This is a genomic window from Sphingomonas sp. Leaf357 (assembly GCF_001423845.1).
Classification (GTDB): Bacteria; Pseudomonadota; Alphaproteobacteria; order Sphingomonadales; family Sphingomonadaceae; genus Sphingomonas.
In genome coordinates this window covers 673,005-688,518 of record NZ_LMPM01000002.1, presented here as the reverse complement: position 1 = coordinate 688,518, position 15,514 = coordinate 673,005, and the positions used below count along the sequence as shown (strand labels likewise).

Sequence of the window (15,514 nt, the reverse complement as noted above, 5' to 3'; positions counted from 1 at the left end):
CGAGCACGGACGTCCGCGCACGCGAGCAGACAGTCGAAAATGGGGCTGGAGACGGGGCCGTGCCTGCCACGGAATTGGCATCGCATCGGAGTTTGCGGGCGTGAAAAGTGGGTTGGGGTTCGAGGGGATCATCGATGCGGTGTACGAAGCGGGCGTCGTGCCCGAACGGTGGCCGCACGCGCTCGATCTGGTCGGTCGCGAGGTAGGCGCGCGCGGGGGGATGTTGTTGAGCACCCGAACCGACGATTTCCGCTACATCTGTTCCGAGCAGATCGAGCCTGTCGCGGCGGACTTCATCGCCCAGGGATGGCCGGCGGAGAATACGCGCATCTCACGCTATATCGCGCGTGAGCCGCATGCGGGCTTCCTCACCGATCTCGATCTGCACACTCAGGACGAGATCGACACGCTGCCGATGTTTCGCGACTTCCTGTCGCCTCGCGGATTCCAGTCGGGCGCGGCAACCATGATCGACGGGCTGGCGGAGGAAGACCTGATCGTCTCGATCGAAGCGTTTCGGTCGCCCGAGGCGGCGCAGGGAGCCGTCGATACGCTAGATCGATTGCGCCCGCACCTGGCGCGCGCGGTTCAGCTCAGCACCCGGATGATCGGCGAGCGACGGCGAGGGGCGATGAATGCGCTGGAAGTGATCGGCACCGGCGCAGCGTTGCTCGACGGACGCGGGCGCGTGCAAGACGCCAACCGTCTGTTCGAACGCGACCTGGGCGATCAGGTCGGCAGCAGCCGCAACCGATTGAAGTTGCGTGATCCGAACGCAGACCGGCTTCTGGCCGATGCGCTCGACGAGTTGGGCGCGCATCGCCGCGGGAGATCGCTGCCCTTTCCCAATGCGGATCGCTCCGGTTCCCTGGTGCTGCATCTGATGCCGATCGCCGGCGCTGCGCGCGACGTCTTTTCGGGATCGGCAGCGATCGTGGTGATCGCCGATCCGCAGCGGCGGGCGCTCCCCGACTACGCCCTTTTGCAGGCGATGTTCGATCTTACCCCGACCGAGGCCAGGATCGCGCGCCAGTTGACCGATGGATGCTCTCCCGCGGGCATCGCGACGTCATCCCAGCTGTCGCTGAACACCGTAAGGTCGCATCTGAAGCAGATCTATCTCAAGACGGGATCGACGCGGCAATCGTCGCTGGTCTCGTTGTTCTCGAATCTGTCGCCATGACTCGACCGGAAAAAACGGCCCCGGGACCACCGAGTGGCGATCCAGGGGCCAGTTCGGTCTTCGGAAAAGACCGTGGGTCGCAAGGATTGCTCTAATAGAAGATGGGAAAATTCCGATCCCCAATTTTGGGTAGGTCGTGAAATAAAATGAAATGGTCCGAAATATGTTACTGCGGTCGATGACCCTGCAGACAAGATCGTCGCGTCAATTACGAAGTTGTTAGTAATGGCGTCCAAAAACGAGACATTGCCGAGCTGGGCGATGAAACAGTCTTAGGTTCTCCCCAAAATTGGGGATGCGACTCCCGCCATCACTGCGTTAACGATTCGTTCATCAATCGGATCGGTCGAAACCGAACGTCTAGGTGGGGGCAGGGGCAATGTTCAGGAATATGGTGGGGGATGCTGGTGTCCGATCGTGGCCACGCAGCGCGGGCCCGATCGTCCTGGCCATGGGCATCGCGGCATGGGCACCCGGCAGCGCCTCGGCGCAGCAACTCGTCTACACGCCGATCAACCCGGCGTTCGGCGGCAATCCGTTCAATTCGTCGCAATTGCTCGCGATTGCGAACGCGCAGAACCAGTTCCTGCCGAAATCGTCGACGACGACACCGCCCACCCAGGCGCAACAATTCGCCGCGCAATTGCAAAGCACGATCCTGGCCGGGGTCGCGCAACAGGTTTCCAACGCGATCTTCGGCAACAATCCGCAGCAATCGGGCACGATCTCGTTCGGCGGCACCACCGTCAATTTCACGCGCGGGCTGACCGACATCACGATCGTGATCGTCGATCCGAACGGTGTCTCGACCCAGATCGTCGTCCCGACCTTCGTCGCCACGCCGGCCGGCAAGTAGCCGTCATGCAGGTTCGAACGCTGGTCGCAGCCTTGCTGGCTGTCGCGTTGTCCGGTTGCGCATCGATGGCGCCGCGCGCCGCAATGACGCGATCGCCGATCTTTCCGGCGAAAACCCCGACGCAGGTCGCGCTCAACGAACTGCCATTGCCGTCCCGCGCGATCTCCGTGGCCGTCTATGGCTTCACCGATCAGACCGGCAAGTTCGAGAAGGTCGAGAACGGGCAGACCTTGTCGCGCGCGATCACGCAGGGCGGCACCTCGATTCTCGTCAAGGCGCTGCAAGATGCGGGGGAGCGAAAGTGGTTTACGGTAGTCGAACGGGAGTCGCTCAAGGACCTGCTGAACGAACGCCAGATCATCACCGAGATGCGCGCCCGGTATCTGGGGGAATTGAACGTCAATCCCCAGGCGCTGCCTGCGTTGCTCTTCGCCGGCGTATTACTCGAAGGCGGGGTGATCAGTTACGATACCAACACCCTGACGAGTGGCGCCGGGGCCAATATTCTCGGCATCGGCGTCGATGGCAAATACAAGCAGGATACGGTCACGGTCTATCTGCGCGCCGTTTCGGTCAAGACCGGTGAAATCCTCACGACGGTGACGACGTCGAAGACGATCACGTCCGTTGCGGTGAATCTCAACGTCTTCGCGTACGTCGCATCGGACAAGATCCTTCAGGGCGAATTGGGCTACACCACGAACGAGCCGGGGCAGCTCGCTCTCCGCCAGGCGATCGAGAAGGCGGTCTACGCCCTGGTGATGGACGGTGTGGATCTCAAACTCTGGTCGTTCCAGGATCAGAAGGCAGGCTGGCCGCTCCTCTGGCGATATCGTCAGGAACGGGACGGCGTGATTTCGCCGGCGGCGGTGGAGGCCGAGCGCGAGCGCGCTCGCCAGACGAAAGCGGCGTCCGCCAAACCAGTTGCGTCCGTTGCAATGCAAACGCCGGTGCTCGGAACAAATCCGTCCGATGTTCGGAAGTCGGCGGGAGCACAGAAATGAAGCTTCGGTTCGATGGCAGAGGAATCAAAGTGATTTTGATTGCTCATGCGAAAAGAGATTCTCGAAATCCGTGTGAAGGATTTCCGGAATAGCGGCGATCAAGAACGAAAGTTCTTTGGGACGATCACCGTTTTTAAGCAGGCGAAACTCCAATCAGGGGAATACCAATGAAAACTGCAATCCTAGCCACGATCTCGGCGGCCGCATTCCTGGCCGCGAACTCTGCGTCGGCGCAGACCAATCCGAACTATCCCCACTTTCCGGTCAACGTGACTCAAGGGAATGCCGCTGCTGCCTCTTCCGTGGATCAGACGGGCGACAACAACGCGGCGTCGACCAATCAAGATCATACCGACGGTGCCGCGCAGAACACCAGCGTGATCGTCCAGGGTTTTAACGGCAACAACGCAAACAACAGCACCGCCTCCGTATCGCAGAGCGGCGCAGGGCAGCGCGCGCTCACCCTGCAGTCTGCCAACAACACCTCGACGACCAGCCAGTCGGGTGCCAACAACGATGCGTTCACATATCAGACCGGAACGCAGAACACCGCCAGCACATCGCAGTCGGGAACCAGCACGCCGTCGCATAGCGGTAACATCGGTGCGGTTAACGGTGCCGGGTCGGTTTCCGGCGGCAACGCGCTTGCCGGCTCGCTCGCGAGCCTTAACCAATCGCAGATAGAAGTGGCGGTTTCGACCACGGGCATAAACAGCCCCAGCGACGGGTTCGGGGAGAGCGCAAGTTACATCGTACAAGCCGAAGGCGCCTACAATCGCGCGACAGTGAATCAGGTAAATGCTGGCGAACGCGCCGCTATCGTCCAAATCGGCTATGAACAGAACAGCACTGCCAACGTCGGCCAGAGTGCGACCAATGCCGATGCTTTCATCCATCAGGATAGTGGCTCATACAACAATGCGGCCGTATCGCAGTCGGGTTCTTTACAAGCGGCCGGCATCTACCAGACGAGCTCGACGGGTGGCATTGCCAGCATCAACCAGTCGACCGCACTTAACGCAGCATATGTAGTACAAACTGGCGTTTCTAATCAGTCTTATGTCACGCAAAGCGGCCAGACCAATCAGGCCAAGACGCAGCAATCGGGCGGCTATGGCCTGTCCAACGTGAACCAGTCGGGCACCAACGGCACGGGCACGATCATTCAGGCAGGCTTCAACAACACGTCGTCGCTCAACCAGACGGCCGACAGCAATGTGGCCGATGTCACGCAGTCCGGCTCGTACAACACGTCCGCAGTTGGTCAGTATTACGCCAACACCTGGGCGCATGTCGCGCAGACCGGAACGGGCAACACGTCGAGCGTCACGCAGAGCCATTGAGCTTTGCGAAACGTCGGGGAGGGCTTCGGTCCTCCCCGATCCTTTTTTTTCGAAGTGCCGTTTTCCGCAGATGCGAACCTTCGACCGCTCCAGTCTCCGTAGTCGTTCGATCCGGAACGCTGCCCCCGCGCCGCCGTACAGGGAGTTAGGACCATGTCCCCCGTCATTTTCGTAGCGCTTGGGCTGCTGGCCGTTGCCGGCCCGGAAACCGACCCCGCCTTCGTTCAGCAGATCGGCCCGATCGCGAAGGTGTCGATCGAGCAGAACGGCACCGGGAACGCGGCATCGGTCTCGCAATCCGCGCCAACCCAGAACGCGGTCGTTCGGCAAAGCGGCAGCGGCAACCAGGCTTTGGTCACACAGAACGGCGCGCAATTGCGCGTGACGGTCGATCAGTCGGGCGCGAACAATAGCGCCCGGATCGATCAGCAGGGCGTGCAGACCGAGGCTGCGCTCTATCAGGCCGGCTCCGGTAACCGGACGATGCTCGATCAACGCGGGATGGGCAATAACGCCGTTCTCGCCTATCAGATCGGCGCGGACAACGCGCTGGACTTGAGCCAGTCGGGGGGCGATTCTTCGCTCACCGCGTATCAAAGCGGATCGCACAACGTCGGCACGCTTGCCCAGAATGGTTCGGCCAACGATCTACGGGTCTTGCAGACCGGGGAGGACAATGCGTTGACCTTCGAGCAAAACGGAAATGGCCGGGGCAACGTCGTGCAGCAAGGGCATGGCCTCGTGCTTTCGATGGCCCAGGGTGCCGGCGCCGCGCCGGTCATGATCGTACAGACAGGCGCGGGCAAATGAGACCATGGGCCGTTTCGATTGCCTCACCGCCGCTGATCGGGCTGTTGTGCGCGAGCGCGGCCGTGGCGCAAAGCGCTACCGACAAGACCAGTTCTCCGATCGTGCTCGATCAGTTGTCCGAGACGGCGGCCCGAGACCATAAGGCCGGGCGCATCTCGAACCTCGTCATTCCGCAGCCCGACAGCGCAGGCGCACGACCGCTGTCCGAAACCGACGACTTGCCGAAACGGCCCGACAAACAGGCCGTGACGATCGAACCGGTGGTTGGCCGCGACCGCTGCGACCCGGCCGAAGCGGCGGCAAAGTCGGCGAGGTGCCAGAAACTGGCCGAACGCCGCTTGGCTCCAGGTGCAGATGCGAGCACCGGCACTTCTGTTACGGCGGAGGGACGCCTGCTGTTGCTGGTGAACCCCAACCGGCCCACCATGCGCGATGCCGTTACCGGCCGTCCGCTGTCGAACACCTTGGGCCTCGGCGATCCCAATGGACCCGCGGACCAATTGGCCGGCGCCTTGCGGGACCAGCGCGATCCGAAAAGCGATCCGGCACCATCCAGCGTTCCCGACAAATCGACGCAATTGCCGGACGGCGGAACGACGATATTGTTGCCCCCGAAGTGACGGCCGATCGATAAAATCCGCTGATCCGGCAGGTCTTCAAACGAGCGGTGGCGGAGTGCGCCGTCGAAGCAATCGCATCACTTCCGCATCGCCCCGCCAGCGCCGCGCGATGTGAAGGCGCAATCCCGCCCCCTGCCATATTTCGTGCCGGCTTTCGGCCTGCGACAGGAGGTCGAGCAACGCGGCGCGGCGCCCCAGCGCGCTTTCGAAAAATGCCTCGAGCGACAGATCCGAATGATCGCCGCTGTCGCTGTTGCGTGCACGCTCCAACATCAACAGGGCTAGAGCGTCGAGGTTCTTTTCCGAAACGGCTTTGCCGACGGCAGCCGCATAGGCCGACAGTCCGGCTTCGTTGCGAAACTTCGCACGCCGCGCGAGTTCGCGAGCATAGCCGACCAGATCACCGCGCCCCAGCGCCACGAACGACAGGCAGTCGTAGATCGTCGCAAGCATCGGCTGTTCCTGCGCCAGATCGGTCAACATGGCTTGCGCGCGGGCATCGTCGCCGGCCGACCAGATCGCCCATGCCTCGTCGATCCGGATCGACGGTGCGCCGGGCTGATATCGTTTCGCGGTTTCGAACTCGCGCGCGGCCGCGGCAGTATCGCCATTGTCGGCCAAAATGTTGGCATACCACAAATGCGTGAAGCCATCCTCCTCGTCCAGAGCGAGCGCACGGCGAAACCCCTGCACAGCGGCGGGCCCGTCGCCCTTCCACCAATAATCGACGAACGCGATCGCGCGATGCGCGCCGGCGAGATCGGGGGCGATGGCGAGCGCGCGCCGGGCGGCCTGTTCGATCTTCGGGAAAGCATCTCTATCGTCTATCGACCCGAATTCGCGCGCGAGTATGTACGCGTCCGCCAAGCTCGCCTGCGCGGGTGCGAAACCGGGATCGGCCTGCGTGATGGCCTTGAGATCGGACGTGGCATCGCCAAGGCTGCGCGCATCTCGCCGGGCGATCTCGTCCCTGGCCGTGATGAACCTCTGGGCCAATTTCGGATCGTTCGGGATCATGCGGCTGTCGTCATCGCGGTGAGACAAGGTCACGGCAATCGCCAATGCTCCCGCGGCCGCCGCACAAATCATGGCACCTAGCCAAATATTGTTGATCCGCGCTCGAACAGTTGGCGCGGCGATCGGCATCTCGGATATTTTCGGCGTGGCGTCGGTTGGAGGCAGCGACAGGCGCCAAGCATCCAATTCATCTTTCAGGGCATAGACTCGCCTTGTCCTGCCGCCGGGCATCGCATGTACCGGAAGACCCCGATCCTTCGTCCAGCGGATGACGGTGCTTCGCTCTCGGCCCAGATAAGCTCCGATCGCCTTCCAGCCGTCTATGCGATTGTTTCGGACGTTCATCTTGAACGTCAACGTATCTACGATTGCGAGTGTGGCAAGCGTAATCGCCTTGCGGCGCGACGTCCATAATTGGCACTTGGCCAAAGAAACGCTTCCGGATAGCAAATGTTGAAAGTCGGGGCGCGATATAGGTGAATCGGGTGTCGCACTGGGGGGCAGTTCAGCGACATAAACTTCGGGGCTAACTAGCGTCGCAACCTTCTATCGGTCTTGATGCTCTTGCTGGTCGCCCTCCGGTTGCGCTTGCTCTCGAACGGATCTGCCGGAGAGGACGGTTTCGAATCCGAACGCCGCGAGCGCCGCGACCGCGCAGATGAGCGCCGATCCGAAAAAGCCGAAGAGAAAGTAGCCCGTGCCGGCGTTGCGCAACGCCCCCAGGAATAGCGTCAGCGCGGCACCGCAGGTCAGTGCGCCGGCCAGGGCGGCCAACAGGACGGCAAGGTCGAGCGCACGCGAACGAAGCCGCAGGCGGGCCAACTGGCGGGGATGCCCTGCGGCATCATTTGCCAGACGATCGACGCGGTCGGCAATGCGACCCAGCCTGGTGGTGAAGACGTTGAGCAGCGATGCAAGACCGGTCAGCAGGAAGATCGGCGTCAGCGCGAGTTGGACGACGTGCGCCGCTTGAGCGAGATCCGTGGTTTCCAACATCGCAGTCTCATGCCCCCGCGCCTCCGCCTCGGCAAGCGATTGCAGCAGTGACCGATCCGGCAGCGCGGACGGTCTGGCGTATGCCGGTTCAGTCGCGGACGCTGACCAGCATCTTGCCGGCGTTCCGTCCGCTGAAGAGGCCGATCAACGCTTCCGGCGCGTTTTCGAAGCCGTAGACAACCGTCTCCTGATATTTGATCTGTCCAGCCTTGAGCCAAGCCGTCATGTCCGCGACGAACCGGTCGTTCAGGGACGCGAAGTCGGTCGAGACGAAGCCCTGCATCCTGACCCGACGGTAGATCATCTCGAACAGGTTGTTCACACCTTCTCCCGCTCCATTGTATGTCGAGATCATCCCGCACAGCGGAATGCGCCCGTGGACGTTCATCAGCGGCAGGGCGGCATCGAGATGCGCGCCGCCGACATTCTCGAAATAGATGTCGATGCCCTTCGGCGTCGCCTCGGCCAGCGCCGCGGGCAAACTCTGTGTTCGATAGTTGATCGCCGCGTCGATCCCGGCCTCCTGCAACAGCCAGGATACCTTGTCGTCGCTGCCCGCGATCCCGACCACGTGGCAGTTTTTGATCTTGGCGATCTGTGCCGCGACGGAGCCGACCGCGCCGCCCGCTGTCGAGACGACGACCTGCTCACCTTCCCGCACAGCGCCGATTTCGAGCAACCCGCCATAGGCCGTCAGTCCGGTGCCGCCCAGCGCGTGCATGTAGACGGTGAGCGGCAAGGCGGGATCGGGTCGGAGGATGCGCACGGCCTGGCCCGGCGACAGGAAACGCTCGCGCATGCCGGCCGCGTGGCGAACCAGCGTTCCTTCCGGGACTGCCGGATCGCGCGATTTGACGACACGCCCGATCCCCGTGCCCAGCATCGCCTCGTTCAGTGGCTGATCGGCATTGAGCCGCGGTCGCATATAGGGGTCGACCGACAGCAGCAACGCCTCGACCTCGACCTCGCCGGATTGCGGCTCGGGCAGATCTACCGATACGATCTTGAAATCCTGGGCGACCGGTACGCCGTTCGGACGGCGGACAAGCTGGACCTGGCGAGCTTGCATGGCGAAATTCCTGACAATTGGAGGGCGGTCTATGCCCTGGCGCTGGGGCGGGCCGAAACCCGTTCATGCCAGATCGCGACCGATTTGCGATCAGCAACCGGATCGAGGCCGATCAGCGTCGCGAAATCGATCATCGTCAACGCCGCGATGTCGGCCATCGTGAAGGTATCGCCGGTGATGAAGGTTCGCCCGTCGCCGATCTCGCGATCGAACCAGTCCATCGCGCGCGACAAGGTCGCACGGTTGGACTCGCCGAACACGACATGCTGTTCGACCAAGGCGGCCGTGGCGGGATGGGCATGGCGCCAGAACATTCGGGTCGGTTCGGCGAGCTGAATCTCGATCCGGCGTATCCACATGTCGACAACGCCGATCTCGATCGGAGTACGGCCGAACATCGGTGGATCCGGATAGACCGCGTCGAGATATCGGCAGATCGAGACGGTCTCGGTGATCATCGTGCCGTCGTCGAGTTCGAGCACGGGAACCTGTCCGAGCGAATTTCGCCTGAGATGATCGGCGGACTTGTGATCCCGTTCGCGCAGATCGAGCGCGATCTCGGGCAGCGAAATCGATTTCTCCGCCGCGAAGATGCGAACCCGGCGGGGGTTGGGGGCCGGCATCGGCGCGCCGTAGAACTTCATCGGACCAGTCTCCATCACAGTCTGAAATCGAGCGTCAGGCCAACGGTCCGCACCGCGTCCGGGCTGTAATATTGCAGGTAGCCGCCCGGGTTCAACGTGGTCGTCGGGCTGGGATTCTTTTGCGCGGCCCACCGTTTGTCGAGCAGGTTGATCGCGAACAGGCCGATGCGCCAGCGGCTGTCCGCCGCGCCGATCCCGACATTGCCGCCGAGCAGTCCGAACGCCTTCTGGATCGTTCCCGGATCGCCGTTGGCCGAATAATTGACGTCCGATTGCCCGCTGAAATTGAACTGCACCGAAGCGCGCAGATCGGACCCGATCGCTCGCTGGTAATCGGCAACGAGATTGTAGCTGAATTTCGGTGCGGCGGCGAGGCGCAGGCCGGCGGCGTTGAAGAATCCGTCGATCGAGGTCGGGTTGGCGGGCGGTGCCGTGCATGGCCCACCCTGGGCGACCTTCGGTTGGCCGAAATAGCATTGCACGCCGTTGAACTCGCCATATTTCGCATCGACGTAGGAGCCGCCGCCACTGAGCGTGAGATCGGGGATCGGGCGGGCGATGACGCTGAATTCCACACCCTTGCTGTTGAGCGAACCGGCGTTGGTGATGCGGTTGGCGTAGCTTGCGCTCGACAGGTCGGCGACCTGGGCCTGGAAATCGCGGACATGGGTCTTGAACAAGGTCGCGTTGAGCGTCAGGCGCCGATCGAGCAACGTCGCCCTGATGCCGAGTTCGTAGTTGGTCGGGATTTCCGGTGCGACCCGCTGATCCTGCGAGACGTTGGAGACGGTGAGGCCACTGAAGCCGGGACCCTTATAGCCGCGCGACACGGTGGCGTAGGTCATGATGTCGTCGCTGACGCTATATTGCGCGCCCAGACGAAAGGAGAGGTTGGTGTTCGCGGTGCTCTGGCGCAGCGACAATGTCACGCCCCCCGGGATCGGCACCGTGCCCGGCACCGAACCGCGACTGTAATCCAGCTTCAGCACGTCCCGCGTCAGACGACCGCCGAGAATGAAGTTCAGTTTGTCGGTGGCATGGACGTTCGCCTGGGCGAACGCGGCGTAACTTCGCGAATGCACGCGATTGGTGAGATTGCCGTCGAAGATCGTCCCGACCGGCTGGGTCGGAACGACGCGGATAATCGTCCCGTTCGATGCGGGGACGATCCACTCCAGGCGGCCCTGCTGGTCGATATATCCGGTGGCATGCTGGTCGAAGAAGAACAGGCCCGCGACATAATCGACAAGGCCCCCGGTGGGCGATGTCAGCCGCAGCTCCTGGCTCACCTGACGCAGGGCGTTCGATCCGCCGTTCCGATCGACATAGTTCACGGTCGTATTGTCGCCGTCGTAGAACGATTCGCGGTAGGATTGCCGATACGCGCTGAGCGACGTGAGGGCGTAATCGCCCATCTCGTAATTGACCTCGATCGAAGCACCCCCGCGATGGGCGTAACCGTATGATCGTCCGCCGATCGCGACGTCGCGATTGGTCGGGGACGCGGTGATGCCGTATTGCGCGAGCGAGACGGCCGGGGCGTAGCCGGGGGCGTTCTTCGCCCAGACCATCGAACAGCAGAACCGGCCGACTTCGGAATAATCGGCAGATACGAACACGTTCAGATCGTCGTTCGGCTTCCACAGGAACTTCGCGCCGCCGCCGTAATTCAGCTGGCCATCCACATCGCGCGGCAGGGCCGGATTGCGGTTGCGGACCACCCCGTCGCGCTGCTTGTAGAAGCCGAAGACTCGTAGCGCCGCGGTATCGGAGAGCGGCAGATTGGCGATCAGGTTGGCGACCCCGTGACCCTGCGTGCCGACCTCGCCATGGCCGATCAGTTCCGTGACGCCGATCTTGGGGCGGACGGTGGTGAAGGACACGAGCCCGGCGGAGGCGTTCTTGCCGAACAGCATGCCCTGCGGACCGCGCAGGATTTCCACCCGTTCGATATCGACGAGCGTCGAGATGGTGGACGGATCGCCAAGCACCACGCCGTCGACAACGGTCGAGATGCTCTGTTCGATTCCGGCCGAAAAGCTGCTGGTGCCGATGCCGCGGATGAGGAAGCCGGAATTTCCGGCGCTGGTGCTCTGCTTGTACTTCACGCTTGGGTCGATCAGCGTGAGCTGCTGGGGGCTGGTGATGTTGAGGCGCTGAAGCGCATCGCCGCGGACCGCCGTGATCGCCACGGGAACCCGTTGGACGCTTTCGGCGCGGCGCTGCGCGGTCACGACGATTTCCGCCGGCGCTTCGACGGCGGACGGCGCGGGCGAGTCGATCGCCTCGGACTGGCCAGGATCGCTGTCCGCCCGGGCGGGTTGAACGGGCGTCGCCTGCGCCGCGGCGGCGGACGGAACGGCGATCGTGGAAACGCCCGTCAGCAGCATCCCGATGGTCATGCAAGCGCGCATTCTTATCCTCCCCTCACGAGATCCAGCCTGGATCATCCTAAATGCGGAGAAGGAGCCGCGACGCGGTGCAGCGTTCGCGACGACACTCTCTCCCGGCACACCCGACGCTCTCGGCTTTATTGGTGCGATGGTTATGAGTTAGATTCTAACTGGACTATCAGTCAAGACCTATCGATCGCTTGCCAAGAGAGCGTCGAACGTGCTTGATCGCGCGATGCGCCACCCCCCCGATCCCGCTGTAGCGCCGAGCGATCAGCTTCCGGTCGCCGACGGGACGAGGCTGTCCCGCCGGGAAATCTACGATCTGGTCTGGTCCAAGCCGATGACGACGATCGCGGGCGAGATCGGCCTGTCCGGCAACGGATTGGCGAAGATCTGCGACCGGTTGCTGGTGCCCTATCCCACGCGGGGATATTGGGCGAAGGTCTATGCCGGCAAGGACGAGGTGCAGACCCCGTTGCCGGCCGCGCCGCCCGGCACCGATCTATACGCCACGATCGCGCCGGCGCGGTCGCGATCGCGACGCCCTCGGTTGCGGCTGACGCGGGAAGAGCGGCGGGAGAAGATTCTGGCGCAGGGCGAGATGCTGGTACGGACCGAGGGCGTCCACGCGGTGTCGATGAAACGGGTCGCGCGCGAGCTCGGAATGAGCGAGGCGCAGAGCTATAATTATTTCAGCAGCGCCGCCGAGCTGCTCGCCGCGATCGCTCGGTCCGAATTGGTCGAAATGAACAAGGCGCGGCTCGCGGCCAGCCGCCAATGTACGGATCCGCAGATGCGCTACACGCTGACGACGCTCGCCTATCTGCGGCAGGTCGCCACGCGCGGCGAAGTGTTGCAGCAATTGCTCGCCTTGCCGGATGTCCGCGCCATCCTTCGCGACGAGCATGAAGACCGGCGCAACGCCAACCGCAAAGTGTTCGGCGACGTATATCAGGAGGCGTATCGCGTGCCGCCGCAGGTCAGCGCGATCGTGGGGGCGATGCTGACGGCGGTGTCGCTGCGCGGCGGCCGGTTGCTGGCGCGGGGCAAGATCGATCTGGCAACGGCCGAGCGACTGGTCATGCCGGCGATCGGCGGCGGGCAGGCGCACATGATCGATCGGTACGGCAGCCGCTCATAAAAAGTCCGCGCTCGCGGCCACTTCCGCCAGATGCTCGGGGGTCTGGCCGTCCAGGGCGGCCAGGCTCGCGACGATCGTTTCCCCGCACAGCCGCTTGGCGAGTTCGGGATCGACGTCGCCCTGGAACACCTTGCGCCCCGCTTCCTCCGGCACGGTCATCAGCAGGTGCACGATGACGGTCGCTTCGCGGGACGACAGGCGCAATTCGCGCTTCAGGCGTCGGGTCAGCGGCAGCAGGAGCATGGCGGCACGTCCAAATGCCGCGCGATCCGTTCCCTGTTCGAGAAAGGCGTCCGCGAGCAGGACGTGCAATAGCGGACCCTGGCGGCCGACAAGTTCGAAATATGCCAGCGCGCAGGCGCGTGCGGCGTCCAGCAGGTCGGGTCGTGCCACCGCCTTGCGTAGCGCGTCGCGGTCGATGACGCTGAGTGCCTCGGTCAGGAGTGCCGAACCCAGCACGTGCTGATTGGGGAAATAATTGTATATCAGGGCTTTGCTGACGTTGGCCGCGCATGCCAGCCGCTCGAACGAGATAGGGAAGCCGCCTTGAGCGAGCACTTCCTGCGCCGCGTATCTCAGCAGATCGGCCTGGCGCTCGTCGCGATTGAAGCGCGGCTGGCGATCGCTCGTCGCCGCTGGCGGCGCTCCGGTGCCGGCACCTTGGGATCGTTGCTCGGTCATCCCTCCGGCATATCGTCTGCGATCATCAAGGTACAGCGGCCCCGTCGACCGCCACGGGCGGGCCGGCGGATGCCAGGCGCGCGTGCCCGAGCCGTTCGACCAGCGCGAGATAAGGCCGATAGCCGATCAGCAGGCAGGTGAGCGACAGGAGCAGCATCGCGACGCTGACGGCCAGGATCGCGAGATGGATCATCGCCGGATCGTGGAAGACCCGGTCGGTCATCAACGCGATCAGCGTCGGCCCCAGGCCGAGACCGAGCAGGTTGATGACCAGGAGCGAGATCGAGATCGCGGTGCCGCGCATCTGGTTCGGCACCATCTGCTGGATGATCGCGGGGCTGAGGCCGTTCAGGAACGTCGGCAGGAAGACCGCGCCGGCCAGCGGCACGAGCGCCCAGGATCCGTTCGGGAGCAGCGTATAGCCGAAGATCAGCGGGATCGTCGCCAGCTTCACCCACACGGCCGCGCGCAGCCGGCCCGAGGCGCCGCGACGCCGGGTCATCACGTCGCCGAGCCACCCGCCGCACAACACGCCGGCGGTGCCGAAGGTCAGTAGCAGCACGCCGTAGATGTGGCCGATCTCGACGGCGCTCCATCCGTGACGCCGGATGAACATCGTGGGAACCCAGGCCGCCACGCCGTAGCCCGCGACCGCGGAGAAGCCCATGAACAGGTTGATCGCCAGGAAGGCGCGCTTGTTCGCCCGGAGATAGGCGAGCACGTCGCGCAGCGGCAGGGCCGCGGCGACCTGGCTGCCATCGGCGGCGGTCACCGAATGCACCGCACCCGTGCGACGAGGTTCGCGCAGGCACAATGCCACCAACGCGACCAGCAGACCGGGCAGGCCGATGATCAGGAAGACAGTTTGCCAGGGCCTGATCTCGCCGATCAACGGCAGCAATGTCGGGCCGGATTTCAGGGTTCCGGCGATGATCGTCGCACCGATCACGAGCGCCAGACCACCGCCGATATAGATCCCGATACTGTACACCGCCAATGGCAGGCCGACCTTGTGGGGCGGGAAATGATCGCCGATCAGCGAGTTCGCCGCCGGCGTCAGGACGGCCTCGCCCGCACCCACGCCCATGCGCAAGGCGAGCAGGGCGCCGTAGCTCCGCACGAGCCCGCAGCCGGCGGTGGCGAGGCTCCAGAAGCCGATGCCGCCGGCGACGAGCCAGGTGCGCCGTTTCGAATCGACGAGGCGGCCGAGCGGCAGCCCCACCAGCACGTTGCACAAGGCGAAGGCCAATCCCTGCAACAGGCTGATCTGCGTATCGCTGAGCGCGAGATCGCGCTTCATCGGTTCCACGAGAAGGCTCAGGATCTGGCGGTCGAGGAACGAGAAGACATACGCCACGGTCAGGACGAAGACGACGAACCAGCCATAGGCGGCGGACGGATAGCTCTCTTCCGCAGCGATCGGGATCGCTTCGTCCGCTCCGTAGGTCTTGCTGGCCATGAGTATCTCTCCGCTCCAGCACAGCCCCCATTCGACGGGGATCATCAATGCTATTGGTGAGATATATAGAACCGGTGTCGGCTATCGTGTCAATGCGGTGCCGTACCGGCCCGTCCTTGCGGCCTTTCCAGATCAAATTTTTGAAGATGGCTGGTTCTGCAGGGCGAGCTTGCGGTGCGCATCGACGTGCGGCGCTTCCGAGCGCGTGGCGGTCGCTTGGATACCGGCCAAACCCGGCTTCGTTTTTCGCTGCCAAGGTCGAACGCGCGTCCGATCGTAAGGGGGCAACCACCGC

The 15,514-nt window shown here is 63.5% G+C and carries 14 protein-coding genes; 7 read left to right on the top strand and 7 right to left on the bottom strand.

From position 1 onward, the window contains the following. The first annotated feature begins 100 nt into the window (after positions 1–100). The 6 genes from ASG11_RS16250 (at position 101) to ASG11_RS16225 (ending at position 5,816) form a co-directional block, all read left to right on the top strand. Positions 101–1,183 (top strand): helix-turn-helix transcriptional regulator, encoded by a 1,083-nt coding sequence (locus ASG11_RS16250; protein ID WP_156363842.1) that lies wholly within the window; start codon positions 101–103, stop codon positions 1,181–1,183. A 451-nt stretch (positions 1,184–1,634) separates the two neighbouring features. Continuing rightward, positions 1,635–2,039: a curli assembly protein CsgF gene (locus ASG11_RS16245; protein WP_055782457.1), complete on the top strand. Its 405-nt coding sequence runs from the start codon at positions 1,635–1,637 to the stop codon at positions 2,037–2,039. A 65-nt stretch (positions 2,040–2,104) separates the two neighbouring features. Further along, positions 2,105–3,043 (top strand): CsgG/HfaB family protein, encoded by a 939-nt coding sequence (locus tag ASG11_RS16240; RefSeq protein ID WP_236697554.1) that lies wholly within the window; start codon positions 2,105–2,107, stop codon positions 3,041–3,043. Positions 3,044–3,210: 167 nt separating this feature from the next. Continuing rightward, positions 3,211–4,386 carry a hypothetical protein gene (locus ASG11_RS16235; protein WP_055782452.1) on the top strand — a complete coding sequence of 392 codons (1,176 nt, stop codon included), beginning with the start codon at positions 3,211–3,213 and terminating at the stop codon, positions 4,384–4,386. A 153-nt stretch (positions 4,387–4,539) separates the two neighbouring features. After that, positions 4,540–5,196: a hypothetical protein gene (locus ASG11_RS16230; protein WP_055782449.1), complete on the top strand. Its 657-nt coding sequence runs from the start codon at positions 4,540–4,542 to the stop codon at positions 5,194–5,196. Then, a complete protein-coding gene (locus ASG11_RS16225; protein ID WP_055782447.1) occupies positions 5,193–5,816 on the top strand; it encodes a hypothetical protein in 624 nt (207 codons plus the stop codon). Before ASG11_RS16230 ends, ASG11_RS16225 begins: the two co-directional genes overlap by 4 nt. A 36-nt stretch (positions 5,817–5,852) precedes the next feature. Here ASG11_RS16225 and ASG11_RS16220 read toward each other — a convergent pair whose 3' ends face one another. The 5 genes from ASG11_RS16220 to ASG11_RS16200 form a co-directional block, all read right to left on the bottom strand. Beyond that, positions 5,853–6,866, bottom strand: coding sequence for a tetratricopeptide repeat protein (locus ASG11_RS16220; RefSeq protein ID WP_156363841.1), 1,014 nt, complete (start codon positions 6,864–6,866; stop codon positions 5,853–5,855). Positions 6,867–7,379: 513 nt separating this feature from the next. After that, on the bottom strand, positions 7,380–7,826 hold the full coding sequence (locus ASG11_RS16215) for a DUF2721 domain-containing protein (RefSeq protein WP_236697553.1): 447 nt from the start codon (positions 7,824–7,826) through the stop codon (positions 7,380–7,382). Positions 7,827–7,917: 91 nt separating this feature from the next. After that, positions 7,918–8,898, bottom strand: coding sequence for an NADP-dependent oxidoreductase (locus ASG11_RS16210; protein WP_055782437.1), 981 nt, complete (start codon positions 8,896–8,898; stop codon positions 7,918–7,920). Positions 8,899–8,927: 29 nt separating this feature from the next. Beyond that, on the bottom strand, positions 8,928–9,542 hold the full coding sequence (locus ASG11_RS16205) for a glutathione S-transferase family protein (protein ID WP_055782434.1): 615 nt from the start codon (positions 9,540–9,542) through the stop codon (positions 8,928–8,930). Between the two features lie 14 nt (positions 9,543–9,556). Continuing rightward, positions 9,557–11,944, bottom strand: coding sequence for a TonB-dependent receptor (locus ASG11_RS16200; RefSeq protein WP_055782431.1), 2,388 nt, complete (start codon positions 11,942–11,944; stop codon positions 9,557–9,559). Between the two features lie 226 nt (positions 11,945–12,170). Between ASG11_RS16200 and ASG11_RS16195 the strand changes: the two genes are divergently transcribed. Further along, the gene (locus ASG11_RS16195; protein WP_055782429.1) at positions 12,171–13,079 is read left to right on the top strand and encodes a TetR/AcrR family transcriptional regulator; all 909 of its coding nucleotides are present in this window, start codon (positions 12,171–12,173) and stop codon (positions 13,077–13,079) included. Here ASG11_RS16195 and ASG11_RS16190 read toward each other — a convergent pair. Together ASG11_RS16190 and ASG11_RS16185 are read right to left on the bottom strand one after the other, a co-directional pair. Further along, a complete protein-coding gene (locus ASG11_RS16190; RefSeq protein ID WP_055782426.1) occupies positions 13,074–13,760 on the bottom strand; it encodes a TetR/AcrR family transcriptional regulator in 687 nt (228 codons plus the stop codon). The genes ASG11_RS16195 and ASG11_RS16190 overlap by 6 nt on opposite strands. A 25-nt stretch (positions 13,761–13,785) precedes the next feature. Beyond that, complete coding sequence (locus tag ASG11_RS16185; RefSeq protein ID WP_055782852.1) at positions 13,786–15,219, bottom strand: MFS transporter; 1,434 nt, start codon at positions 15,217–15,219, stop codon at positions 13,786–13,788. Positions 15,220–15,514: the final 295 nt, after the last annotated feature.